Source organism: Amycolatopsis sp. FDAARGOS 1241, from assembly GCF_016889705.1.
Taxonomy (GTDB): Bacteria; Actinomycetota; Actinomycetes; order Mycobacteriales; family Pseudonocardiaceae; genus Amycolatopsis.
The window spans coordinates 3,525,325-3,548,268 of sequence record NZ_CP069526.1; the positions used below are offsets into that span (position 1 = coordinate 3,525,325).

Here is a 22,944-nt window from a genome sequence, read left to right on the forward strand (position 1 = left end):
TTTCGCACGTCAGGATACCGCGCGACCCAGGAGGGCCATGATCCCGTCACTCGCGGCTGACATTTGCGCCGTGCTGCTCAAATCTTTTCCGTTCCTGGCGCCAAGTACAATGTGGAGTGCGGCCAGCCTTCGTGCTGGTGACTGCCGACGGTGATCACGACGATCGCCATCCACACCGATCACCGCGGGCATGGTCCCGCCGTTCGTGAGCGGCGGGACCATCCCCGCGGTTGCGGTGATCAGCGCGGCGGTGAGATCACTGTCCGGTCTTGTTGTGGTGGCCGGGGTGGTCGACCACGGCGACGGTGAAGGTGTCCAGTGAGACGGTGCCTTGCAGGCCGTAGGAGGCCACCGCGCCGGCGACGGTGTTGGCGGCGGGCAGGTTGGGGTAGCCCAGGGCCCGCATCTGGTTGCGCAGCGAGCTCGCCACCTCGATCCGGAGCGTGTTGGTGCCGGCCTTCAGAGCAGGGCTCACGTCGATGCGGCCGGCGATGAAGTCATAGCCGGGGATCTTCGTGCCGTTGACCCAGACTTGGGCCAGCGCGCCGCCGGTGGAGCCGATGTTGAGGTGGGCGCCGTTGGCGGCGTTCCACGAAGCGGGCAGCTGGAACGTGGTGCTGTAGGTGCCGACCCCTGATACCGACGCCGGATCCTGTGCCGTGAACGTCATGTCCTTCCAGGGGATGAGCCGGGTCTGGCCGACGTTGATGTCGGATTTCTTGGTGGTGTAGTAGACCTCTTTGGTGGTGTAGCCGTTGCGTGCCTCGGTCAGGGTTTTCTTCTCACCGGGTGTCCAGCTGGTGAGGACCAGGTCCCACTGGGCGTTGGTCAGGTCGACGTCGGCCGGTACGGAGATCGTCTTCGTCACGGTGGAGCCGTCGGCCAGCCTGGCGGTGTAGGTGCCGGATTCGGTGGCGAGGATGGCCACGCCGTCGGCGGTCACGACGCCCTGTGGCGCGTTCGTGCTTCGCAGGGGCGCGGCAGTCTTGGTCTTCAGGTCGAGTGCGATCACCGTGGTCTCCCCGGGAGCGAGAGTCACGTCGAACGAGGTGCGCCCACCGGAGGTTTGGTACAGGGCAAGCGCCTCGATGCGGCCCGACCAGGTGTCGATGCGGTAGGGCTTGCCGACCGCATCGACACTGATGGTCGTCGTGGTGGTCGCGGCGTCGACCGTATTGTTGAAGTAGTCGCCCCGCTTCTCCAGATAGTTGTACGCCCACAGATACAGGGTGTCGTTGGTCTTGCGCATGGCCGTCAGGACGGTCTGGTTCGGTTCGGCGTATTCGGCCCGGGGCCGCACCCCGAGCCGCTGCAGGGCGCCGTACACCCCGGTCTTGCCGTAGTAGTACGTCTCCTCGTAGTCCGCGGCTCCCGGGTCGGGGGTGGTGGCGCTCTGCGGAACGTTCGCGTTGACCTCTTGCACGTTCGGAAGCTTTTTCAGGCGTGCCATCACCTTCGCCAGGTCGGCGTCGGTGCCCTCGTTGCCGAGGGTGTGGGTCGCGGCCTTGGCGTTCAGGTAGTTCCTGGTCGCGCTCAACGTCTCGGTCAAACCGTTGACGATGACCACGGGCAGGCCCTGTCGAGCAAGCTCGTAGACGGCTTGGGCGCTCTTCAACCGGAGGGAATCCTGGTAGATGACGACCGCCTGATATCCCACATTTTCGGGAATCAGTCCATCGGTCTTGCTGTATTTGACGCTTTTGTTCTCCAGAATCTCGGGCGCGAAGTAGTCGTAGGTGTAGCCATTGTCCTGCAGTTGGAGGTCTTTGAAGTAATTGGCCCTCCGGTGCCGCATGAAGTCGGGGTGGGGGTGGTCGCTGTTGAAAGCGTAGTCGGTGCGCAACACGGCCAGGTCCATTTGCGGTTTGCCCTGCTGCAACACGGCCTGGGTGCGAGCGATCATCGGCAGGTAGTCGGTGTACTGCGTGGACTCCGGCTGACGCGGACCCCACCGTTCCGAGTACCGCGCGTACATGCCTTCGTGACCTGGCCAGTACGTGCCGTCCCAGGGGTTCGACGGGTCGTGGGAGTCGGCGCCCGAGATGCTCGAGTAGCCGTGGAACACCGTGTGGCTGACGCCGGAGGCGAACTGGGTGTTGATGATCTGCATGAACCGGTCCTGCGGCCAGGTGTAGTTTTCTCCGCTGATCGCCCCGGTCTCGCTGGAGTAGCGCAACCCGTGTGTGTGAGCTGCGCCCGCCAACGTCCGCTGCGAATCCAACTGGTTTCCGAAATCAAGCGATTCGGTCTCGACGTAGTCCACCGCTTGGGCCGGCGTGGTGATCTCATAGCCCACGTTGTAGGAGATCTCCGCCCTCAGCTTCATGTTCATGTCGTCGTTCAGGTAGGTCCGCAGCGGCTTGAGGACATTGTCGCTGTACATGTCGGTGATCGTCTCGAAGAAATCGTTGCGGACCTTGTTCACCTTCACCTGATCGGCCCCGGTGACGAGGAAGGAGGTCAAGCCCGCCCTGCCGTCCTTCCTGAGGACGTACGGCAGATAGGGCTCGAGGCTGTATCCGCGGCGCTTCTGGAACTCGCTCATGAGTGTGGCGCCCCAGAACTCGCCGCCGTTGGCGTTGGTGGTGGAGATCTCCAGCGAGTCCATGTACATCTCGCCGCGGCCGTTGGCGATGATGGCGTTCTTCAGCTCGGGGTCGCTGAAGATGTGGTTCTTGTAGTAGTCGATGAACGCCTGCATGCCGTCGGGGTCGATGTAGTTGATGGTCACGTTCGTGGTGGCCGACGGTGTCGGGGCCTGGCCGGTGGCCTGCATCCAGAACGCGTAGATGTCCCACGTGCCGGTACCCGCCGGCGGGGTCCAGTTCAGGGAGAAGGTGGCCTTGCCGGTGGGGTCTTTCATCGTGCTCGGTGTCACCGGGGCGCCGTTGAGGGTGACGTTGCCGGTGAGCACGACCGACTTGTCGGTGTAGCTCATGGTGCCGGAGATGCTGCCGTCGGCGGTGACCGAGCCGGTGTTGCCGGCTGCGCGCTGTATCGCGACCACGGCGATGAGGTCCTGTCGCACGGGTCCGGCCACTGTCATCGCCGAGCGTTTCAGCGTGCCGCTGAACGGGGTGCCGCCGGTCGTGGCCTGAATGGCGTAGCCCAGCGCCTTGCCCGCGCCGTCGTCATCGAACTTCAGGTTCTCGATCGGCAGGTTCGCGTTCGCCCAGTGCGTGCCGCTGGTCATGGAGAAGCCCATGCCGTACTTGTTGGCTTCCTGGATGATCAACTTCGTGTCGTTCTTCCACTCATCCGATCCCCAGCTGTAGATCTGCTGGGGGGTCTTGCCCGTGGTGTTGTCGACGAAGACCGTGTCGCTCAGGTCGCTGTCCACATTGGGCTCGGGCATGCAGACGATCTCCACCGAGCCGATGCCCATGTCGTGCAGGGTCTTCATGTCGGCCTTGATGGTCGCGTCGGTGTGCAGCCCTTCGGCCAGCCACCACCGCGTGCCCGGCCGGTACTTGCCTTCCGGGTTGGTCAAGAACGCCTGCTGCGCCTTGACGAACCTGTCGGCGACACTCGTCGACGAAGCCGGCGAAGCCTCGGCGGAGCCGGCACCGATCAACCCTGAGAGCGCCAGCGTCGCGCCGACACCACCGCTGATCTTCAGGAAATCTCTACGGTCGAAGGCGGGCTTGCTGTCTTCCATCGGTCCTCCTGGAGCAGGTGGGAAAGGGTTCTTGCGTGGGGGAAGGGATCTCCGAGCGTTACGTTGCCGTACTGCCGGAAGCAGGTGCGGGCGATGGGGGTGGACGGACTGGTCGCCGCCCGCGCGCGTGGTCGCACCGGTGGGCGGAAACCGAAAGACCCGCCGTGCGCCCGGTCTGGCAGCCGGCGGAAGAGCGCGGCGACGAGGGCAAACGCCGCCGCACCGTCGCCTGTCGTGATGGCCTCGAGCGCCGGCGTGAGGGGATCCGGAGCCGGCGCCGCCAGTGCGTCGTCGGCCGCGCCGCGCAACGCCCGCGCACCGGGTTGCGGACATCGATCGTCCATCGGGCGACACGTGGGTGGGGGGTGGAGGACGTGGTTCGGCGGACTTGATGCCGTCACCCGGTCGCGGCCGGGCGTCCGCGACAGCGGGCCGGCGCGCCTCCGGCCGGCGCGGTACACCACCCGCGATGGTGCCGTACGCAGTCACTGGCCTCTCCGTTGAGGGCTCAAAGTAATTTAAAACGTTTCAAAACCGAGTCGATCTAGTTTCCAGCGTTCGCGCAACCGTTGTCAAGCGCCAACCATCCCCTTCGGGTGGCGGAATCGGTTCAGGATGCGGAGGGGAAACCGCGGGATTCTTCGCTGTGAGACCACGGGCACCCAGGAGAATTCGGGAAGGGGAATTCACGGCCCGTGTCAAGAGGGCTGGAGGTGTGCTGGCAACTTAGGGTACCTGGCCGTTTTGTTCAGTTTGTGGCGGCGGGTCTCCTCCAGGCAGGTAGCCAAGCACCGAACCCGGCCGCGTGGATCGGGTGCATTGACGAGCCGGCGCAGAGGGATCTCCGCGCAGAACCCGACTCCATTTCATGTTTCTTGGTCGTCCCGGACTGAGTGCCGGCACTTCCGATGGCGCGCTCGTCGCGTCGTGGGCACCGGAATCACCGGCCACCGCGACCCTCTGCAACCTCGGAATTGTCCGGCATTGACATTCCGGGCGACCTCTGGCTAGGTTTCATTTGAAAGGTTTCACATGATCGAGCAGAGCTCGTCGGCCCCGGCCGGCGCGCCTCGAGGCGGATCCCTCGGCGCGTGGGCCGGCTGAATCAGTACGCGGCAAGCGATGGTGCGTGATCGCGCCGCCTGCCCAGGAGGGTGAGGTTCGGGAATGTCAATTCGCGTGCCGTGAGGTGCCCGCCGAGACCACATCCGGAGCTGGAATCAGCAAGCAGCAGTGGCGGTGGCGGTGGGTCAGGCTCGCCAGCATGGCCTCCTACCTCGGCGCCGGTCCGATCGTCGCCGGGGCCGCGGGCCTCGCGTTGTGGCGGCACAGCCTGAGCCTGTCGAGCTTCACGGTCGGCCTGCTCGGGGCGATCAGCGCGAACGCGCTGTCGGCCGCGGTCGGCTCCGCCATCGGCGGCCGGCTCGGGACTGCTACGGCCGCAAGAAGATCTACGCGTACGACTTGCTGTTCTACGCGTTCGGCGCGCTGCTCGCCGTGTTCGCGGTGAACCTGCCGATGCTGATCGCCGGCTTCGTGATCATCGGGCTGGCGGTGGGGGCCGACGTGCCGGCGTCGCCGGCGCTCGTCGCGGAACTTGCGCCACCCAAGGCGCGCGGCAAGCTGGTCGGGCTCACGCAGGTGGCGTGGAGCCTGGGCCCGATCGTGGTGCTGCTGCCGGCGTTCGTGCTGTCGCCGCTCGGACCGCGGGGCACGCGGATCGTGTTCGCGGACCTGGTGGTGATCGCCTTGGTGACGTGGTACCTGCGCCGGGGATCGTGGAGTCGGTGCGCGGGCGAAAGCGGAGGCGGCCAAAGCGGCCAAGGCGCGGACGTTTCGTGCTGCGGACCTGTTCCACGGCCGCAACCTCAAGGCGCTGCTGTTCACCGGCGTGGTCTACATCCTCGGGAACTTGGCGGCCGGCACGAAGGGCTTCTTCCCGCCCGACATCCTCAGCATGGCCGGCGCGCAGAGCCAGGGCACAAGTCTCATCCTCCGGTGCGTCACCTACATCGCGACACTCGGCGCGATCTACCTCGTGTTCATTCGCACGTACAGGAGGCCACGGCAGGACGCCGGTGACGTCCTCACCGCCAATGACGTCCTGATGGACACCGACAACACCGACGTCCGCCCCCCGTTGGCCGAGGTGCGCGCCGAACTGGGCGTCGATCCGGACCCGATGGCGGCCTACCGGCGTTCGGGCTACGCGGAGCGGATCGCCGCCGAGCGCGTGGGCGGGACCCAGGCGGGCTGGGGCGCCTGAGCCGAGGGCACCAGGGGATGTCCACCACGGATCCGCCCCGTGGTGGGCATTCCCTGGTGTCCGGAAAGGACTCAGCGGCCGGACGAGGCGCGCAGCGTCGAGGCCCGCACCACCAGTTCCGGGAGGTAGGTGACCTGCTGGTGCACGTGCCGGGGATCCGACGTCTCCTGGATCAGCAGCTCCGCCGCCGTGCGGCCCAGGCGGTGGCGGGGCTGGCGGACCGACGTCAGCGGCACCGTGGCGGCCGCGGCGAACTCGATGTCGTCGTAGCCGACGATGGCGAGGTCTTCGGGCACCCGGATGTGCAGGGCCGCGCAGCTGCGCAGGAGGCCCAGCGCCACGAGGTCGTTGACGCAGAACGCGGCAGTCGGGCGTGTGGCCGACGGGAGGCCCGCCAGGCGCTGGCCGGCGTTGCCCCCGTCCTCCACTGTCAGCTGGGGCGTGGCGAGGTCCACCAGGTGGTCCGGGCCGAGCCCGGCGTCGCGCAGTGCGCGCAGTGCGCCCTCGCGGCGGTCGCGGACCTGGCCGATCGTCACCCGGCCACCGACGAACGCGATCCGCTCGTGGCCTTGCTCGAGGAGGTGGCGCACGGCGATCTCGCCGCCGCGGACGTCGTCGACGGCGACGGAGCAGTGACTGTTGTCGTGGCGCCGGCGGTCGACGATGATCAGGGGCGTGCCGCGCCGCGTGAATTCCTCGAGCACAGGGGAGTCCGGGTCGACGGGCGTGATCAGCACACCTTGCACGCGTTGCTGTTCGAGCCGGCTGAGGTAGGCGCTCTCGCGTTCGGCGAGGTTCGCGCTGTTGCACACGAACAGCGCCAGGTCGTCCTCGGCGGCGACGTCTTCCATGCCCGCGGCGACGTCGGTGAAGAAGGGGTTGCGGCCGTCGAGTACCACGTATGCGAGCACCCGGCTGCTGCCGGCGCGCAGCTGCCGCGCGGACTCGTTGCGCACGAAGTTGAGCTTGCTCATCGCCGCTTCCACCTTGGCCCGCGTCTTCGGGCTCACGCGGTGCGGGCGGTTGAGCACGTTGGACACCGTGCCCAGCGATACTCCCGCGGCAGCGGCGACGTCCTTGATCCCTGCCGCCCGGGTCGCGGGCCCCGCCACCTGGTTCGTGTCTTCCACCCGGCACCCACCCTTGGTTGAAACGTGACAATCACGCATCGTCGCCTGAAAAACGGCGCCTTCATCTTGCTCGCTGCGTCATTGACTTTTTGTTCTAGCGCATAGTAGCGTCGCCGCGCCAGGTTTGTGAAACCTTTCAATCCCGGAGGTCGCGATGACGCGGCAAGAGCGCGACCGAGTGCCACTGCTCGAGGTCCGCGGGGTCACGAAGTCGTTCGGCGCGGTCGCAGCGGTCGCGGGCGTGTCGTTCCCGCTCCACGCCGGCGAGGCCCATGCCCTGGTCGGCGAAAACGGCGCGGGCAAGTCCACGATCGTCAAGATGCTGGCCGGCGTGCATCGTCCCGACACGGGGACGCTGCTGCTGGACGGCCAGGAGGTCGAGTTCTCCTCGCCGGCCGACGCGAAGGCCGCGGGGATCGCCGTGATCTACCAGGAACCCACGCTCTTCCCCGACCTGACGGTGGCCGAGAACATCGTGATGGGGCGTCACCCGCGCGGCCGGCTGGGGATGATCGACCGGTCGGCGATCCGGGAGGAGGCCGAGCGCCTCTTCGCCAGGCTCGGCGTGCGCATCGATCCGAATCGCCCTGCACGCGGGTTGTCGATCGCCGACCAGCAGATCGTCGAGATCGCCAAGGCGCTCAGCGCCGACGCGCGGGTGCTCGTGATGGACGAGCCGACGGCGGCTTTGAGCCTGGTGGAGGTCGAGCGGCTCTTCTCCGTGGCCCGGGCGCTGCGCGACGAGGGCGCGGCGATCATGTTCATCTCCCACCGCTTCGAGGAGATCACCGACCTGTGCCAGCGCGTGACGATCATGCGCGACGGCAAGCACGTCTCCACCGACGCGATGGAGGACGTCACGGTCGACGAGATGGTGCGCCGCATGGTCGGCCGTGACCTGGAGGCACTTTTCCCCAAACAGGACGTGGAGCCGGGCGCCGTGGTGCTCGAAGTGGACGGTCTGGCCCGCGAAGGCGTCTTCCGCGACATTTCCTTCGAGGTGCGGGCAGGGGAGATCGTCGCGTTCGCCGGGCTCGTCGGCTCGGGCCGGTCCGAGGTGGTCCAGGCGGTGTTCGGAGTGGACGAGCGCGACGCGGGGGTCGTGCGCGTCAACGGGAAGAAGCTCAAGCCGCATTCGCCGCGTGCGGCGATGGCGGCCGGGATGGCACTCGTGCCGGAGGACCGGCGCCAGCAGGGCCTGGTGATGGAGCTGTCGATCGAGCGCAACGTGACGCTGCCGCGGGCGCGCGCGTTGGCGAAGCTCGGGCTGCTGCTCGGTCCCGGTGAACGCCGGGAGGCGCTGCGCTGGACCGAGCGGCTGCGCACGAAGTACGGACGGCTCGGGGACGCGGTCGGCACGTTGTCGGGCGGCAACCAGCAGAAGGTCGTGCTGGCCAAGTGGCTCGCGATGGCGCCGAAGGTGCTGATCGTGGACGAGCCGACGCGCGGCATCGACATCGGCACGAAAGCGGAGGTGCACCGGCTCATGTCGGCGCTCGCGGCCGAAGGGGTCGCGGTGGTGATGGTGTCCTCGGAGCTGCCGGAGGTGCTCGGCATGGCCGATCGCGTGCTGGTGATGCGCGAGGGCCGGATCGTGGCGGAGATCCCGCGAGCCGAGGCCGACGAGAACTCGGTGATGTTCGCGGCGATGGGACAGGGAGCGGCGGCGTGAGCGCGACGAAGGTGGCGGCCCCGCCGCCCCGGCAGGTCAACGCGCGGGAGGGTCGGTCGGTGTTCGGGACGGTGTTCAAGGCGCGCGAGTCGGGCATCGTGCTCGCGCTCGTGGTGCTGGTGGTGTTCACCGCGACGCAGAACTCGCGGTTCCTGTCCGGGCAGAGCATCCGCGACATCCTGCTCGGCACGGCGATCCTCGCGGTGCTGGCCGTGGGGCAGGCGGTCGTGATGATCACCCGCAACATCGACCTGTCCGTGGGCTCGGTCCTGGGACTGTGCGCGTTCGCGGTCGGCACCCTGTTGCGTGACAACCCCGGCCTGCCGGTGATCGTGGCGCTGCTCGCGGGCCTGGCGCTCGGCGCGGTGTGCGGACTGGTCAACGGCGCGGTGGTCCGGTTCGGCCGCGTGCCGGCGCTGGTCGTCACGCTGGGCACGCTGTACGCGTTCCGCGGCGCGACCTACTTCTGGGCCGGCGGCCAGCAGATCAACGCGGACAAGCTGCCGCCCTCGTTCCTCGACTTCGGCGACTCGTCGGTGCTGGGCGTGCCGTGGCTGGTGCTCATCGCGGTGCTGGTGATCGTGGTCGCCGGTGTGGTGCTGCGCAACTACCGCGGCGGCCGAGAGCTGTACGCGATGGGCTCGAGCCCGCAGGCCGCGCAGCTGGCGGGGATCAAGGTCGGGCGCAACACCACCGTCGCGTTCCTCGTGAGCGGCGCGCTGGCGGGGCTGGCGGGCGTGCTGTTCGCCGCGCGGTTCGGCACGGTCGACGCCGCGGCCGGCACCGGCTACGAGCTCAATGTCGTCGCCGCCGCGGTCGTGGGCGGGGTCGCGGTGTTCGGCGGTAGCGGCACCGCGTGGGGCGCGAGCCTCGGCGCGCTCCTGCTGACGGTCATCGGCAGCGCGCTGGCCGTGCTGGACATCAACCAGTTCTGGCAGCAGGCGATCGTCGGCGCACTGATCCTGCTCGCCATCGGAGCCGACCGCCTGGTCGCGGTCCGCGTCGCGAAGGCGCTGAAGAAGAGGGATTCCCATGTCTGACACCCCTGTGCCGCAGGCGCACCGGCGACCGGCGTGGCTCGACCGGCTCGCGAGCTGGGACGTCGCCGTCATCGTGATCGCGGTCGTGGTCCTGCTCATCTCCTCCGGCGCCGTCGAGAACTTCGGCACGAGCCGCAACTACACGTTCCTGCTGCTGGACCTGCTGCCGATCGCGCTGATGGCGCTGCCGATGACGTTCATCATCGTCACCGGCGAGATCGACCTGTCGGTGGCGAGCACGCTCGGGCTGACGTCGGCGGTGATGGGCTCGCTGTGGAACTCGGGCCTCACGATCGAGTCGATCATCCCGCTGTGCATCGTGCTCGGCGCGGTGCTGGGCGCCGTGAACGGCTTCTTCGTCACGGTCCTGAAGCTGCCGTCGCTGGCGGTCACGATCGGCACGATGGCGCTCTACCGCGGGCTGGCGTTCGTGGTCCTCGGCGACAGTGCGGTGGCCGACTTCCCAGGCTCCTACACCTCGTGGGTCACCGGGACGCTCGGCGGCGGCCCGATCCCGAACGTCCTGATCCCGCTGATCGTGCTGGCGATCGTGTTCGGTGTGGTGCTGCACGCGACGCCGATCGGCCGCGGGGTGTTCGCGGCCGGTGCCAGCGACCAGGCCGCGCGCTTCGCCGGCGTCCGCACGGGCCGGTTGAAGTTCTGGCTCTACGTCGTCAGCGGTGCGGTCGCGGGCCTGGCCGGGGTCCTGTGGACGCTGCGCTACTCCAGCGCCCGCGCGGACAACGGCTTCGGCCTCGAGCTCGCCGTGGTCGCCGCGGTGCTGCTCGGCGGCGTCTCGATCTTCGGTGGCAAGGGCACGCTGCCCGGCGTGCTCGGCGGCGTCGTCCTGCTCGCCACGCTGCAGAACGCGCTGCGGCTGCAGGACGTGTCCAACGAAGCGCTCAACATCGTGACCGGTGTGCTGCTGATCATTTCGGTCCTGCTGCCCAACGTCGTCTCCTCCGCCCGCGCCGCGCTGCAGCGGCGAAGGCGCCGATCCCCGTCCCCCGAGCCCGGAGCTCTCGCCGGTGCCGAGCAGTAACCCCAGAAAGGTGACGAAGATGTCCCGACGAACCTTCACCGGTGTCGTGTCGGTCGTGAGCGTGGCCGGGCTCGTCCTGAGCCTGACCGCGTGCGGCGGAACCACGAAGAACGACAGCGCGGGTTCCGGTCCGGCCGCGTCCACGGCGTCGGCGAACCCGGACGCGCCCAGCAAGACCGGCGTGAAGATGGCGTTCCTGCCCAAGCAGCTCAACAACCCCTACAGCGACATCGAGGTCGGCGGCGGCAAGACCGCGCTCGGCGAGCTCAAAGGCGAGTACAAGCTGGTCGGCCCCAACGACGCCAGCGCGTCCTCCCAGGTCAGCTACATCAACACGCTGATCCAGCAGCAGCAGGACGTGATCGGCATCGCCGCCAACGACCCGAACGCGGTGTGCCCGTCGCTGAACCAGGCGCGCAGCGCCGGCATCAAGGTCGTCGCGTTCGACTCCGACGCGGCCAAGAACTGCCGCGACGTGTTCATCAACCAGGCCACCACGCAGGGCATCGGCGAGCAGCTGGTCAAGATGGCCAGTGAATTGGCCGGGGGCTCCGGCGAGATCGCGATCCTGTCCGCGACGCCCAACGCCACCAACCAGAACGCCTGGATCGCGGTGATGCAGGAAGAGCTCAAGAAGCCGGAGTACTCGAAGCTCAAAGTCGACAAGATCGCCTACGGCAACGACGACGACCAGAAGTCGTTCCAGGAGGCTCAGGGCCTGCTGCAGTCGTTCCCGAACCTCAAGGTGATCGTGTCGCCGACCACGGTCGGCATCGCGGCGGCGGCGCGCTACGTGAGTACTTCCAGCTACAAGGGCAAGGTCGCCATCACCGGCCTCGGCACGCCCAACCAGATGCGCGCGTTCGTCAAGGACGGCACGGTGAAGGAGTTCGCGCTCTGGAACCCGGCCGACATCGGTTACCTCGCCGCGTACGCGGGCGTGGCACTGAGCTCCGGTCAGATCACCGGCGCGCAGGGCCAGAAGTTCAAGGCGGGCAAGCTCGGTGAGTACACGATCGGAGCCGACGGCGAGATCGTGCTCGGCCCGCCGACCGTGTTCAACGCCGACAACATCGACAAGTACAACTTCTGAGCGGGGCGGCCGGCCGGGCGCGCGTGGCCCGGCCGGCTCCCGCCGAGTCGACTGAGGATGGAGATCGTGGCGCGTTACTGCTTCCAACTCCAGGTCCGGCCCGAGAAGACGGCGGAGTACGCCGAGCGCCACCGCGCGGTGTGGCCGGAGATGCGGGCGGCCCTGCGGGAGACGGGCTGGGGTAACTACTCGCTTTTCCTGCGCGAGGACGGGCTGCTGATCGGTTACGTCGAGGCCGACGACCTGGCCGCGGCGCAGGCGGCGATGGCCGAGACCGAGGTGAACGCGCGCTGGCAGGCGGAGATGGCGCCGTTCTTCACCGGTCTCGGTGGTGCCGCGCCGGATGAGGGGTTTGCCCTGCTTACCGAGGTTTTTCATCTGGATGACGAGCGCGCGAGCGCCTGAGAAGAAGAGACGTGATCGAGTTGCCCGACCTGACAGCCGTGAAATCCGCTCTGCGGGCGCAGCGGATCGAGACCCCGTCGTGGGCGTTCGCGAACTCCGGCACCCGGTTCAAGGTCTTCACCCAGGCGGGGGTGCCGCGTACGGCGGAGGAGAAGATCGCCGACGCGGCGACCGTGCACTGCTTCACCGGGGTCGCCCCCAGCGTGGCGCTGCACATCCCGTGGGACCGGGTGGACGATTTCGCCGCTCTGCGCGCCTACGCCGAGGACCTCGGCGTGCGGATCGGCGCGATCAACACCAACGTGTTCCAGGACCAGGATTACAAGCTCGGCTCGGTGACCAACCCGGATCCCGCGATCCGGCGCAAGGCGACCGATCACCTGCTTGAGGCGATCGCGATCATGGACGTGACGGGTTCGCGGGATCTGAAGCTGTGGTTCGCCGACGGGTTGAACTACCCGGGCCAGGACGACTTGCGTGACCGGCAGGACCGGCTCGCCGCGGCGTTGCGCGAGGCCTACGACCGCCTCGGTGAGGGCCAGCGGATGCTGCTGGAGTACAAGTTTTTCGAGCCGGCGTTCTACGCGACTGACGTGCCGGACTGGGGCACCTCGTACGCGCATTGCATCGAGCTGGGCGAGAAGGCGACGGTGTGCATCGACACCGGCCACCACGCGCCGGGTACGAACATCGAGTTCATCGTGGCGTTCCTGCTGCGGCAGAAGAAGCTGGGTGCGTTCGACTTCAACTCGCGCTTCTACGCCGACGACGACCTGATGGCCGGCGCCGCCGACCCGTTCCAGCTGTTCCGGATCATGAACGAGATCGTGCGCGGTGACGCGCTGGATCCGGCGTACGGCATCAACTTCATGCTCGACCAGTGCCACAACATCGAGGCGAAGATCCCGGCGATCATCCGCTCGGTGATGAACGTGCAGGAGGCCACGGCGAAGGCGCTGCTGGTGGACCGGGCCGCCCTGCGCGCGGCGCAGCAGTCGGGTGACGTGCTCGGCGCGAACGCGGTGCTGATGGACGCCTACAACACCGACGTGCGGCCGATCCTGGCCGAGGTCCGCGCGGACGCCGGGCTCGACCCCGACCCGGTCGCGGCCTACCAGCGCAGCGGGTACCAGCAGAAGATCGAGGCCGAGCGCGCCGACGGGCAGCAGGCCGGATGGGGAGCATGAGCATGACCGTGCCCGAGGAACTGATCGCCCGCAGCAACGCGCTGGGCGCCGATCCGCGGAACACGAACTACGCCGGCGGCAACACCTCCGCCAAGGGGGAGCAGACGGACCCGGTCACCGGCCAGCCGGTGGAGTTGTTGTGGGTCAAGGGGTCCGGTGGTGATCTCGGCACCCTGACCGAGGCGGGGCTGGCGGTGCTGCGGCTGGACCGGCTGCGCGCGCTGGTGGACGTCTACCCGGGGGTGGAGCGGGAAGACGAGATGGTGGCCGCGTTCGACTACTGCCTGCACGGGCGGGGTGGGGCGGCGCCGTCGATCGACACGGCGATGCACGGGCTGGTCGAGGCGGCGCACGTGGATCACCTGCACCCGGACTCGGGCATCGCCTTGGCCACGGCGGCCGACGGTCCCGCGCTGACCAAGGAGTGTTTCGGCGATCGGGTGGCGTGGGTGGACTGGCGCCGGCCGGGGTTCCAGTTGGGTCTGGACATCGCGGCGGTGAAGGCGGCCAACCCGCAGGCGATCGGCGTGATCCTGGGCGGGCACGGCATCACCGCGTGGGGCGCCACCTCCGAGGAGTGTCAGCGCAACTCGCTGGAGATCATCCGCACGGCCGAGAAGTTCCTCGCCGAGCGTGGGAAGGCGGAGCCGTTCGGCGCCGTCGTCCCGGGCTTCGGCCCGTTGCCCGAGCCCGAGCGGCACGTCCGCGCCGCGGCGCTCGCGCCGGTGATCCGCGGGCTCGCGTCGACGGATCAGCGGCAGGTCGGGCACTTCACGGACGCCGACGTGGTGCTGGAGTTCCTGGCCCGGGAGAAGCTCGCGCCGCTGGCCGCGCTGGGCACCTCGTGCCCGGACCACTTCCTGCGCACCAAGGTCCGCCCGCTCGTGGTGGACCTGCCCGCGACCGCGCCCCTGGAGGACGTCGTCGCACGGCTGCGGCAGCTGCACGCCGAGTACCGCGAGTCCTACCGCGCCTACTACGAGCGGTACGCCACGCCGGACTCGCCGGCGATGCGCGGCGCGGATCCGGCGATCGTGCTGGTGCCCGGGGTCGGGATGTTCTCCTTCGGCAAGGACAAGCAGACCGCGCGGGTGGCCGGCGAGTTCTACGTCAACGCGATCAACGTGATGCGCGGCGCCGAAGCCGTGTCCACCTACGCGCCGATTCCGGAGAGCGAGAAGTTCCGCATCGAATACTGGGCGCTGGAGGAGGCCAAGCTGCAGCGGCTGCCCAAGCCCAAGCCGCTGGCCGGGCGGATCGCGCTGGTCACCGGCGCGGGTTCGGGCATCGGCCGGGCCATCGCCGAACGGCTCGCGGCCGAGGGCGCGTGCGTGGCCATCGCCGACCTCGACGCCGAGGCCGCCGAGGAGGTCGCGAAGGGGATCGGCGGCCCGGACAAGGCCGTCGCGGTCACCGCGAACGTCACGGACGCCGCGGCCGTGGCGGCGGCCGTCGACGCCACCGTCTTGGCGTTCGGCGGGCTGGACCTGGTGGTGAACAACGCGGGGTTGTCGATCTCGAAGCCGTTGCTGGAGACCAGCGAACGCGACTGGGACCTGCAGCACGACGTGATGGCCAAGGGCTCGTTCCTCGTGTCCCAGGCGGCGGCGAAGGCGATGATCGCCCAGGGCCTGGGCGGGGACGTCGTGTACATCTCGTCGAAGAACGCGGTGTTCGCCGGTCCCAACAACGTCGCCTACGGCGCGGCCAAGGCCGACCAGGCGCACCAGGTGCGGCTGCTCGCGGCCGAGCTCGGCGAGCACGGCATCCGCGTCAACGGCATCAACCCCGACGGGGTCGTGCGCGGTTCCGGGATCTTCGCCGGCGGCTGGGGCGCGCAGCGCGCCGCCGTGTACGGCGTGCCCGAGGAGAAGCTCGGCGAGTTCTACGCCCAGCGCACCATCCTCAAGCGCGAAGTCCTGCCCGAGCACGTCGCCGCGGCCGTGTTCGCGCTCACCGGCGGCGACCTCACCCACACCACCGGCCTGCACATCCCCGTCGACGCCGGGGTCGCGGCGGCATTCCTGCGCTGAGTGCGCCTGGCAAGGCAGAAGAGGAGATCATGACCGACACGCTCGCACGGCCCGCCTCCCCGGGCCTGGACCGCATCACCCCGCGCCGCACCCGCGTCGGCCTCGTCGCGGGCGGCCTCGGCGCGTACTGGCCACAGTTCCCCCGGCTCCTGCCGCAGCTGCAGGTCTCGGCCCGGCGGGTCGCCGAGCGGCTGTCGGGCCTGGACTGCGAAGTCGTCGACGTCGGCTTCATCTCCGACGCGCAGGAAGGCGCGGTCGCGGCGGAAAAGCTGCGGCAGGCCGACTGCGACCTCATCATCGGGTTCCTCACGACCTACCTGACCTCCAGCATGCTGGCACCGATCGCGCAGCGCAGCGGCTCGCCCGTGCTGCTGATCAACCTGCAGCCCACCGAGGCGATGGACCACGCCACGTTCGACACCGGCGCGTGGCTGGCCTACTGCGGCGCCTGCCCGCTGCCCGAGATGGCCAACGCGTTCCGCCGCGTCGGCGTCGAGTTCCGGTCGGTGTCCGGTCACCTCGAGGACGAGCGCGCCTGGACGAAGATCTCGCGCTGGATCAAGGCGGCCGGTGTGCGCGCGGCGTTCCGGCACGGGCGCCACGGCCTGCTCGGGCACCTGTACCCGGGCATGATGGACGTCTCCACCGACCCGACGCTCGTGTCGGCACAGCTTGGCGGGCACGTCGAGATCCTGGAGATCGACGACCTGCGCGTGCGCGTCGAACAGGTCACCGACGCCCAGACGAGTGCCCGGATGGCGCTGGCCCGGGAAGTGTTCACCGTGGACGAATCGGTCGTCGAGGAGGACTTCGCCTGGGGCGCCAAGGTTTCGGTCGCCCTCGACCGGCTCGTCGAGGACTTCGAGCTCGATTCACTGGCGTACTACCACCGCGGACTCGACGGGGAGACGCACGAACGGGTCGGCGCCGGGTTCATCCTCGGCGCGTCGCTGCTGACGGCTCGAGGGGTGCCGGCAGTCGGCGAGTACGAGCTGCGGGCGTCGCTGGCGATGCTCCTGCTGGACCGCCTCGGCGCCGGCGGCTCGTTCACCGAGCTGCAGGCACTCAACTTCCGCGACAACGTCGTGGAGATGGGCCACGACGGTCCGGCGCACCTCGCGATCAGCGCGCGCAAGCCGTTGCTGCGCGGTCTCGGCGTCTACCACGGCAAGCGCGGCTGGGGTGTGTCCGTCGAGTTCGACGTGCAGCACGGGCCGGTGACGCTGTGCGGGCTCGGCCAGCAGCGTGACGGCTCGTTCGTGCTCGTCGCGTCGGAGGGCGAGGTCGTGCCCGGTCCGTTGCTGCAGATCGGCAACACGACGTCGCGCGTGGATTTCGGCTGCGACCCGGGCGAGTGGACCGACGCGTGGTCGGCCACGGGCGTGAACCACCACTGGGCGCTGGGCACCGGGCACCGGGTCGCCGAGCTGCGGGCGGTCGCCGACCTGCTCGGGCTCGGGCTGACCGTGGTGGACGTGTGATGCGGCTGGCCGCCGTCGACCTCGGGGCCACCAGTGGCCGCGTGATGGCCGGGACCGTCGAGACCTCGGGGCGCCGCCGGCTCGACCTCGAGGAGGTGCGCCGCTTTCCCAACGGCGGCGTGCGCGTCGCGGCGGGATCCGGCTCCACGCTGCACTGGGACGTGCTCGGGCTCTACCGCGAGGTGCTCGGGGGGATCCGGGAAGCGGGGAACCTCGCGGGGATCGGCATCGATTCGTGGGCCGTCGACTACGGGCTGCTCGACGCCCGCGGCGCGCTGCTCGGCAACCCCGTGCACTACCGCGACTCCCGCACGGACGGGGTCGCCGAACGCGTGCACCGGACGATCCCGGCGCGCGAGCTCTTCTCCGTCACCGGATTGCAGGAGCTGCCGTTCAACACGCTCTACCAGCTCGTGTCCGAGGGGGACCGGCTCGCGGCGGCCGAGACGCTGCTGCTCGTCCCGGACCTGCTGGGCTACTGGCTGACCGGGTCCGTCGGGGCCGAGCGCACCAACGCGTCGACGACGCAGCTCTACGACGTGCGTTCGCGGACCTGGGCTGCCGGGCTCGCCGAACGGGCGGGCATTCCGGCGCGGTTGCTGCCGCCGCTGCGGGAGCCGGGGGAGCGCATCGGAGTGCTGCGGCCGGAGCTGGCCGACGAGCTCGGCGCAGGCCCAGTGCCGGTCGTCGCGGTCGGCTCACACGACACCGCGTCTGCCGTCGTGGCGGTGCCCGCGGGAACAGGCGAGAACTTCGCCTACATCTCGTCGGGCACGTGGTCGCTCGTGGGGCTGGAACTGCCCGAGCCGGAGCTGGGGGACGCGGCGCTGGCCGCGAACTTCACCAACGAGTCCGGAGTGGACGGCACGATTCGGTTCCTGCGCAACGTGATGGGACTGTGGGTGCTCACGGAGACCTTGCGCACGTGGGCGGCGCACGGTCAGCGCGTGGACCTTCCCGAGGTGCTCGCCGAGGCGGCCGCGGTGCCCGCGCTGTCGGCGGTGGTGGACATCGACGCGCCCGAGTTCCTGCCGCCGGGGGACATGCCGGCGCGGATCTCGGCGGCGTGCCGGCGGACGGGCCAGCGGCCGCCGGCGACCCGGGGCGAGGTGGTCCGGTGCATTGTGGACAGTCTGGCGCTCGCGTACCGGCGTGCCGTGCGGCAGGCGGCGCAGCTGACCGGGCGGACGGTCGATGTCGTGCACGTCGTCGGCGGTGGGACGCGCAACGAGCTGCTGTGCCAGCTGACCGCGGACGCGTGCGGCGTGCCGGTGCTGGCCGGTCCCGTGGAGGCGGCGGCGCTGGGGAACGTCCTCGTGCAGGCGCGAGCGCTGGGCGCCGACCTGCCCGATCTCGCGGCCATGCGTAGGCTGGTCCGCGAGACGCAGCCGCTGAAGCGCTACGAACCGGCGGGCGGCGACTGGGCGGTGGCCGAGGCGCGGCTGACCCGGTTTCGAGACGAGCCGGCGGAGGTGCGCGCGTGAAGGTCGCGGTGCTGGTGACGTGCATCAACGACTCGATGTTCCCCGCGACCGGCAAGGCCGTGTTCCGGCTGTTGCGGCGCCTGGGCGTGGACGCGGATTTCCCGGAGGCGCAGACGTGCTGCGGGCAGCCGATGGTCAACACCGGTTACCTGGACGAGGCGGTGCCGGTGGTGCGGGCCTTCGCGGACGCGTTCTCCGGGTACGACGCGGTGGTCACGCCGTCGGGGTCGTGCGCGGGGTCGGCGCGTCACCAGCACGGGCTGGTCGCGCGGCGGGCGGGGGAGCCGCGGCTGGCGGCGGGGCCGAAGGTGTACGAGCTGAGCGAGTTCCTGGTGGATGTGCTCGGGGTGACCGACGTGGGCGCCTACTTCCCGCACCGCGTCACCTACCATCCGACGTGTCATTCGCTGCGGATGCTTGGTGTCGGCGACAAACCACTGCGGCTGTTGCGCGCCGTGCGCGGGATCGACTTGGTGGAGCTCCCGGAAGCCGGGGAGTGCTGCGGGTTCGGCGGGACGTTCGCGGTGAAGAACGCCGAGACGTCCACCGCGATGGGCGCGGACAAGGCCCGGCACGTGCGCGACACCGGGGCGGAAGTGCTGGTGGCCGGGGACAATTCGTGCCTGCTGCACATCGGTGGCGTGCTGTCGCGGCAACGGTCGGGTGTGCGGGTGCTGCACTTGGCGGATGTGCTGGCTTCGACCGAGGAGGACGCGTGAGTGCCACGTTCGTCGGGATGCCGGCGTTTCCCGCGGCGGCCCGGGAGGCGCTCGCGGATACCCAGCTGCGGCGCAATCTCGCGCACGCCACGGGCACGATCCGTGCCAAGCGCGCGGCCGTCGTCGGGGAGGTCGAGGAGTGGGAGGAGCTGCGCCTGGCGGGGGCGGCGATCAAGGACAACACGCTGCGCCGCCTCGACGAGCACCTGCTCACGCTGGAGGCGGCGTTGCAGGCGCGCGGCGCGACGGTGCACTGGGCGCGCGACGCGGTGGAGGCGTGCGAGATCGTCGTCGGGATCGCGCGGGGCCACGGGGTCGACGAGGTCGTGAAGGTCAAGTCGATGGCCACGCAGGAGATCGGGCTCAACGAGGCGCTCGCCGAGCGGGGCATCACCGCGTGGGAGACCGACCTGGCCGAGCTGATCGTGCAGCTCGGCGACGACCTGCCCAGCCACATCCTCGTGCCCGCGATCCACCGCAACCGCGCGGAGATCCGGGAGATCTTCCGTCGCGGGATGGCCGCCGCCGGGCGCCCCGCGCCCGAGGGACTCACCGACGATCCGGCCGAGCTCGCGGGTGCGGCCCGGCTGCACCTGCGCGAGAAGTTCCTGCGGGCCAAGATGGCGGTCTCCGGGGCGAACTTCGCGGTCGCCGACAGCGGGACCCTGGTCGTGGTCGAGTCCGAGGGCAACGGCCGCATGTGCCTGACCCTGCCCGAGGTGCTGGTGTCGGTGGTGGGCATCGAAAAGATCGTGCCGACGTGGGCGGATCTGGACGTGTTCCTGCAGCTACTGCCGCGCTCCAGCACCGGCGAGCGGATGAACCCCTACACCTCGACCTGGTCGGGCCTCACGCCCGGGGACGGGCCGCAGGAGATGCACGTGGTGCTGCTGGACAACGGCCGCACCCGGGCGCTGGCCGACGAGGTCGGGCGCCAGGCGCTGCGCTGCATCCGCTGCTCGGCGTGCCTGAACGTGTGCCCGGTCTACGAGCGCACCGGCGGCCACGCCTACGGGTCGGTGTACCCCGGCCCGATCGGCGCGATCCTCAACCCGCTGCTCAAAGGCGTGGGCGTGGACGAGCAGACCGACTCACTGCCGTACGCCTCCAGCCTGTGCGGCGCCTGTTTCGAGGCGTGCCCGGTGCGCATCGACATCCCGGAAGTGCTGGTCCACCTGCGCTCCCAGGTCGTCGACGCCCACCGCGGCGGCACTCCGAAACCTGAGGCGGTGGCGATGAAATCCGCTTCGTGGGTCCTCGCCGAGTCCCGCCGCCTGGGCCTCGCGGAACGCGGCCTCGGCTGGGTCGGCCGCGTCACCACCCGCCTCGGCCGCGGCGTGCTGCCGGGCGGTCGTCGCGCCCTGGGCCGGTTGCCGTGGCCGGCTTCGCTGTGGACCAGCGCCCGGGACCTGCCCGCTCCACCGCCGGAGTCCTTCCGCTCGTGGTGGCGCCGCGAGGGCCGCCGATGACCACCCACCCCGGGAGCCGATCTCCGATGACCGCCCGTGACGCCATCCTCGGTGCCGTGCGCTCCGCCCTCGCCTCCGCCGACCGCGCCGACGCCGCGGTCCCGCGCGGCTACCGCGCGGTGCCCGCACCGGCCGACGTCGTCGAACTCTTCGCCACCCGCGTCGTGGACTACCGCGCCACCCTCACCCGTTGCGCGCCGTCCGACGTCCCGGGCGTCGTCCGCACCACCCTCGGCCCGGCCCGCTCCGTCCTCGTGCCCGACGGCTTCCCGTACCCCGTCGAAGGCCTGCCCGACGCCGACGATCTGGACACGGTCGACGCCGTCGTCACCACCGCCGCCGTCGGTATCGCCCGCACGGGCACCCTGGTCCTCGACCACGGCCCGGGCCAGGGCCGGCGCGCCCTCACGCTCGTCCCCGACACCCACGTCTGCGTCCTGCCCACCACGCGCATCGTCCCCGGCGTCCCCGACGCGATCGACCTCCTGGACCCCGCCCGTCCCCAGACGTGGATCAGCGGCCCCAGCGCCACGAGTGACATCGAACTGAACCGCGTCGAGGGAGTGCACGGGCCGCGCAACCTCCACGTCATCCTCGTCGAATCCTGAGTACGCCGGCCGTCGCGAACACGCGGCTCGCGACAGCCGGCCGGGCCCGGTCAGATATCTCACCAATGGCATGACCAAACCCGCCGACGTCGGTCCGATCACGAGGTGCTGGTCGACGAGCTGACCGAGAAGGTTCACGCCGGGCCCGTTCAGCCGGTCACCGCTCTTTACCCGGCTCTCGCGGGCAAGTAGCCCGGCTCGGTTCACTGTGGACGGTACGGTGCACAGTGAACCGCGGATCCCGTTCAGCCGGGCCGGGTCCTGGGAGGCGCGGGTCGCGATCGAGAAAATCACACGGGCGGTGGGAGAGGTCACCGGCGCACAGGTGCCCGGCCGGGAGGGGTGTCGCCCGGATCAGGTTCCGTGCGGCGCGGGCAGGAGAGCTACCGAGGTCAGCCGTCCCAGACGCGTGCCACGCCGGGCCGATCGGTCACGAACGTTTATCATCTACCTCCACGTGGCCGGTACCTCCCGGCCGCGCGGAGTGAAGGAGTCGGTGAGTGGTTACCCGGGCCGAGCGGAACGCGACGAACCCCGATCTCGGCGTGCTGTCCGCCCGGTTGCTGTTCGCGGCGCAGCGGGAGCTGTTCCTGAAGCTCGCGGAGCAGGGCTTCGACGACCTGCACCCCCGCCACGGCGTGGTACTGGCCTACCTCGACCCGGGTGGCTTGCGAGCCACCGAGATCGCCCGGCTGTCCGGGCAGGCCAAGCAGGCGATCGGGGTCCTGGTGGACGAGCTGGAAGACCTCGGCTACGTCGAGCGGCAGCCCGACCCCGGCGACCGCCGGGCGAAGCTCGTGTGCCCGACGGAGCGCGGGCTCGCCCAGATGCGCACGGCCGACCGCATCATGGCGGGTATGCAGGATCGCCACGCCCGCCGGGTCGGGCGCGCGGCCTACGCCGAGTTCAAGCGCATCTTCATGGACGTCACCGAGCACCAGCGGCGCAGCGTCAGCGGCGCATGAGCGTCCGGTTGAGGTCCTCCCGCAGGTAGACCTCGTTGAACACGCGCAGGTACGGATCGCGGCCCATGCCGTCGAAATAGGCCACCAGCGCGGGATCCGGCCGATCGGTGAGGTGCACGATCCGCCACAGGTTCAGCGGCGCCTCCTCCGACCCGGCCACCGAGTGCTCGACGTGGAAGATCGGCTGGCCCGTCCCGGCCTCGAATGCGCGACCGTCCGGGGCCCGGTAGCGCTCGGCACCGACGAAGTAGGCGCGCTTGTCGTGGTGGTCGAGTCGCACGTGCTCGACCACGACGCCGAAGGTGTCCTGCTTCAGCCACAGGCCCTGCTCGGACACGCGCGTGAAATCCTCGAACCGGCCGTGCCGCTCGCCGGGGAACACCTCGAGGCTGCCCGGCTTGACGAGCGCCGGCAGGTACTTGTCCGGCGCCTTCGCCTTGCGCACCTCCATGTCCCACAGCGACGTGGCCGTGAAGGAAGCCGGCGGCGTGACTTCGTAGCGTTCGTGCAGCACGCCGTTCACGTCCACGGGCGGCAGCACGATCCCGGTGGTGCCCGCGGTCGCGAACGCCCGGTCGATCAGCTCCTCGTGGCCGGTGATCTCCGACATGGGCCCTTCTCCTTTGCCGTTCCCCCAGGGCAATACCCTCAATGTAGTAAAAAATGCTTACTACTTCAACTCAGTGAGCTGG

General features: G+C 69.6%; 18 protein-coding genes and 1 pseudogene. 16 read left to right on the forward strand and 3 right to left on the reverse strand.

Annotation, left to right across the window (positions count from 1 at the left end):
* Nucleotides 1-256: 256 nt before the first annotated feature.
* Nucleotides 257-3,658: a glycosyl hydrolase gene (locus I6J71_RS17325; protein WP_204097107.1), complete on the reverse strand. Its 3,402-nt coding sequence runs from the start codon at nt 3,656-3,658 to the stop codon at nt 257-259.
* A 1,264-nt stretch (nt 3,659-4,922) separates the two neighbouring features.
* On the opposite strand from I6J71_RS17325, the gene I6J71_RS17330 reads away from it, so the two are divergent.
* The 3 genes and pseudogenes from I6J71_RS17330 to I6J71_RS17340 form a co-directional block, all read left to right on the forward strand.
* Complete coding sequence (locus I6J71_RS17330) at nt 4,923-5,168, forward strand: hypothetical protein (protein WP_204095643.1); 246 nt, start codon at nt 4,923-4,925, stop codon at nt 5,166-5,168.
* Nucleotides 5,123-5,740: an MFS transporter gene (locus I6J71_RS50810; protein WP_204095644.1), complete on the forward strand. Its 618-nt coding sequence runs from the start codon at nt 5,123-5,125 to the stop codon at nt 5,738-5,740. The genes I6J71_RS17330 and I6J71_RS50810 overlap by 46 nt, the downstream gene beginning before the upstream one ends.
* A pseudogene (locus tag I6J71_RS17340) lies at nt 5,727-5,924 on the forward strand (rhamnose isomerase); the annotation flags it as partial. The gene I6J71_RS50810 and the pseudogene I6J71_RS17340, both read left to right, overlap by 14 nt.
* 71 nt (nt 5,925-5,995) lie before the next feature.
* Here the strand turns inward: I6J71_RS17340 and I6J71_RS17345 are convergent.
* Nucleotides 5,996-7,006, reverse strand: coding sequence for a LacI family DNA-binding transcriptional regulator (locus I6J71_RS17345; RefSeq protein WP_239155380.1), 1,011 nt, complete (start codon nt 7,004-7,006; stop codon nt 5,996-5,998).
* 202 nt (nt 7,007-7,208) lie between these two features.
* On the opposite strand from I6J71_RS17345, the gene I6J71_RS17350 reads away from it, so the two are divergent.
* The 13 genes from I6J71_RS17350 (at nt 7,209) to I6J71_RS17410 (ending at nt 22,252) form a co-directional block, all read left to right on the forward strand.
* Nucleotides 7,209-8,726 carry a sugar ABC transporter ATP-binding protein gene (locus I6J71_RS17350; protein ID WP_204095646.1) on the forward strand — a complete coding sequence of 506 codons (1,518 nt, stop codon included), beginning with the start codon at nt 7,209-7,211 and terminating at the stop codon, nt 8,724-8,726.
* Nucleotides 8,723-9,766 carry an ABC transporter permease gene (locus I6J71_RS17355; protein ID WP_204095647.1) on the forward strand — a complete coding sequence of 348 codons (1,044 nt, stop codon included), beginning with the start codon at nt 8,723-8,725 and terminating at the stop codon, nt 9,764-9,766. Before I6J71_RS17350 ends, I6J71_RS17355 begins: the two co-directional genes overlap by 4 nt.
* On the forward strand, nt 9,759-10,808 hold the full coding sequence (locus tag I6J71_RS17360) for an ABC transporter permease (protein WP_204095648.1): 1,050 nt from the start codon (nt 9,759-9,761) through the stop codon (nt 10,806-10,808). The genes I6J71_RS17355 and I6J71_RS17360 overlap by 8 nt, the downstream gene beginning before the upstream one ends.
* Nucleotides 10,809-10,827: 19 nt before the next feature.
* Complete coding sequence (rhaS, locus tag I6J71_RS17365; RefSeq protein ID WP_204095649.1) at nt 10,828-11,901, forward strand: rhamnose ABC transporter substrate-binding protein; 1,074 nt, start codon at nt 10,828-10,830, stop codon at nt 11,899-11,901.
* A gap of 66 nt (nt 11,902-11,967) precedes the next feature.
* Complete coding sequence (locus I6J71_RS17370) at nt 11,968-12,306, forward strand: L-rhamnose mutarotase (RefSeq protein WP_204097108.1); 339 nt, start codon at nt 11,968-11,970, stop codon at nt 12,304-12,306.
* An 11-nt stretch (nt 12,307-12,317) separates the two neighbouring features.
* On the forward strand, nt 12,318-13,493 hold the full coding sequence (gene rhaI, locus I6J71_RS17375; protein ID WP_204095650.1) for an L-rhamnose isomerase: 1,176 nt from the start codon (nt 12,318-12,320) through the stop codon (nt 13,491-13,493).
* Between the two features lie 2 nt (nt 13,494-13,495).
* The gene (locus I6J71_RS17380; RefSeq protein WP_204095651.1) at nt 13,496-15,526 is read left to right on the forward strand and encodes a bifunctional aldolase/short-chain dehydrogenase; all 2,031 of its coding nucleotides are present in this window, start codon (nt 13,496-13,498) and stop codon (nt 15,524-15,526) included.
* A gap of 29 nt (nt 15,527-15,555) precedes the next feature.
* Entirely contained in the window at nt 15,556-17,007 is a 1,452-nt protein-coding gene (locus I6J71_RS17385) for an L-fucose/L-arabinose isomerase family protein (RefSeq protein ID WP_204095652.1), read from the forward strand.
* Nucleotides 17,007-18,491 carry a rhamnulokinase family protein gene (locus tag I6J71_RS17390; protein ID WP_204095653.1) on the forward strand — a complete coding sequence of 495 codons (1,485 nt, stop codon included), beginning with the start codon at nt 17,007-17,009 and terminating at the stop codon, nt 18,489-18,491. The genes I6J71_RS17385 and I6J71_RS17390 overlap by 1 nt, the downstream gene beginning before the upstream one ends.
* Nucleotides 18,488-19,210 (forward strand): (Fe-S)-binding protein, encoded by a 723-nt coding sequence (locus tag I6J71_RS17395; protein ID WP_204095654.1) that lies wholly within the window; start codon nt 18,488-18,490, stop codon nt 19,208-19,210. The genes I6J71_RS17390 and I6J71_RS17395 overlap by 4 nt, the downstream gene beginning before the upstream one ends.
* Nucleotides 19,211-19,227: 17 nt before the next feature.
* Nucleotides 19,228-20,679 carry a lactate utilization protein B gene (locus I6J71_RS17400; RefSeq protein WP_204097109.1) on the forward strand — a complete coding sequence of 484 codons (1,452 nt, stop codon included), beginning with the start codon at nt 19,228-19,230 and terminating at the stop codon, nt 20,677-20,679.
* A 26-nt stretch (nt 20,680-20,705) separates the two neighbouring features.
* Complete coding sequence (locus I6J71_RS17405; RefSeq protein ID WP_204095655.1) at nt 20,706-21,287, forward strand: LUD domain-containing protein; 582 nt, start codon at nt 20,706-20,708, stop codon at nt 21,285-21,287.
* A 500-nt stretch (nt 21,288-21,787) separates the two neighbouring features.
* Entirely contained in the window at nt 21,788-22,252 is a 465-nt protein-coding gene (locus I6J71_RS17410; protein WP_204095656.1) for a MarR family winged helix-turn-helix transcriptional regulator, read from the forward strand.
* On the opposite strand, the gene I6J71_RS17415 is transcribed toward I6J71_RS17410, so the two are convergent.
* On the reverse strand, nt 22,239-22,862 hold the full coding sequence (locus tag I6J71_RS17415; protein ID WP_204095657.1) for a hypothetical protein: 624 nt from the start codon (nt 22,860-22,862) through the stop codon (nt 22,239-22,241). The two genes, I6J71_RS17410 and I6J71_RS17415, sit on opposite strands and share 14 nt — an antisense overlap.
* Nucleotides 22,863-22,944: the final 82 nt, after the last annotated feature.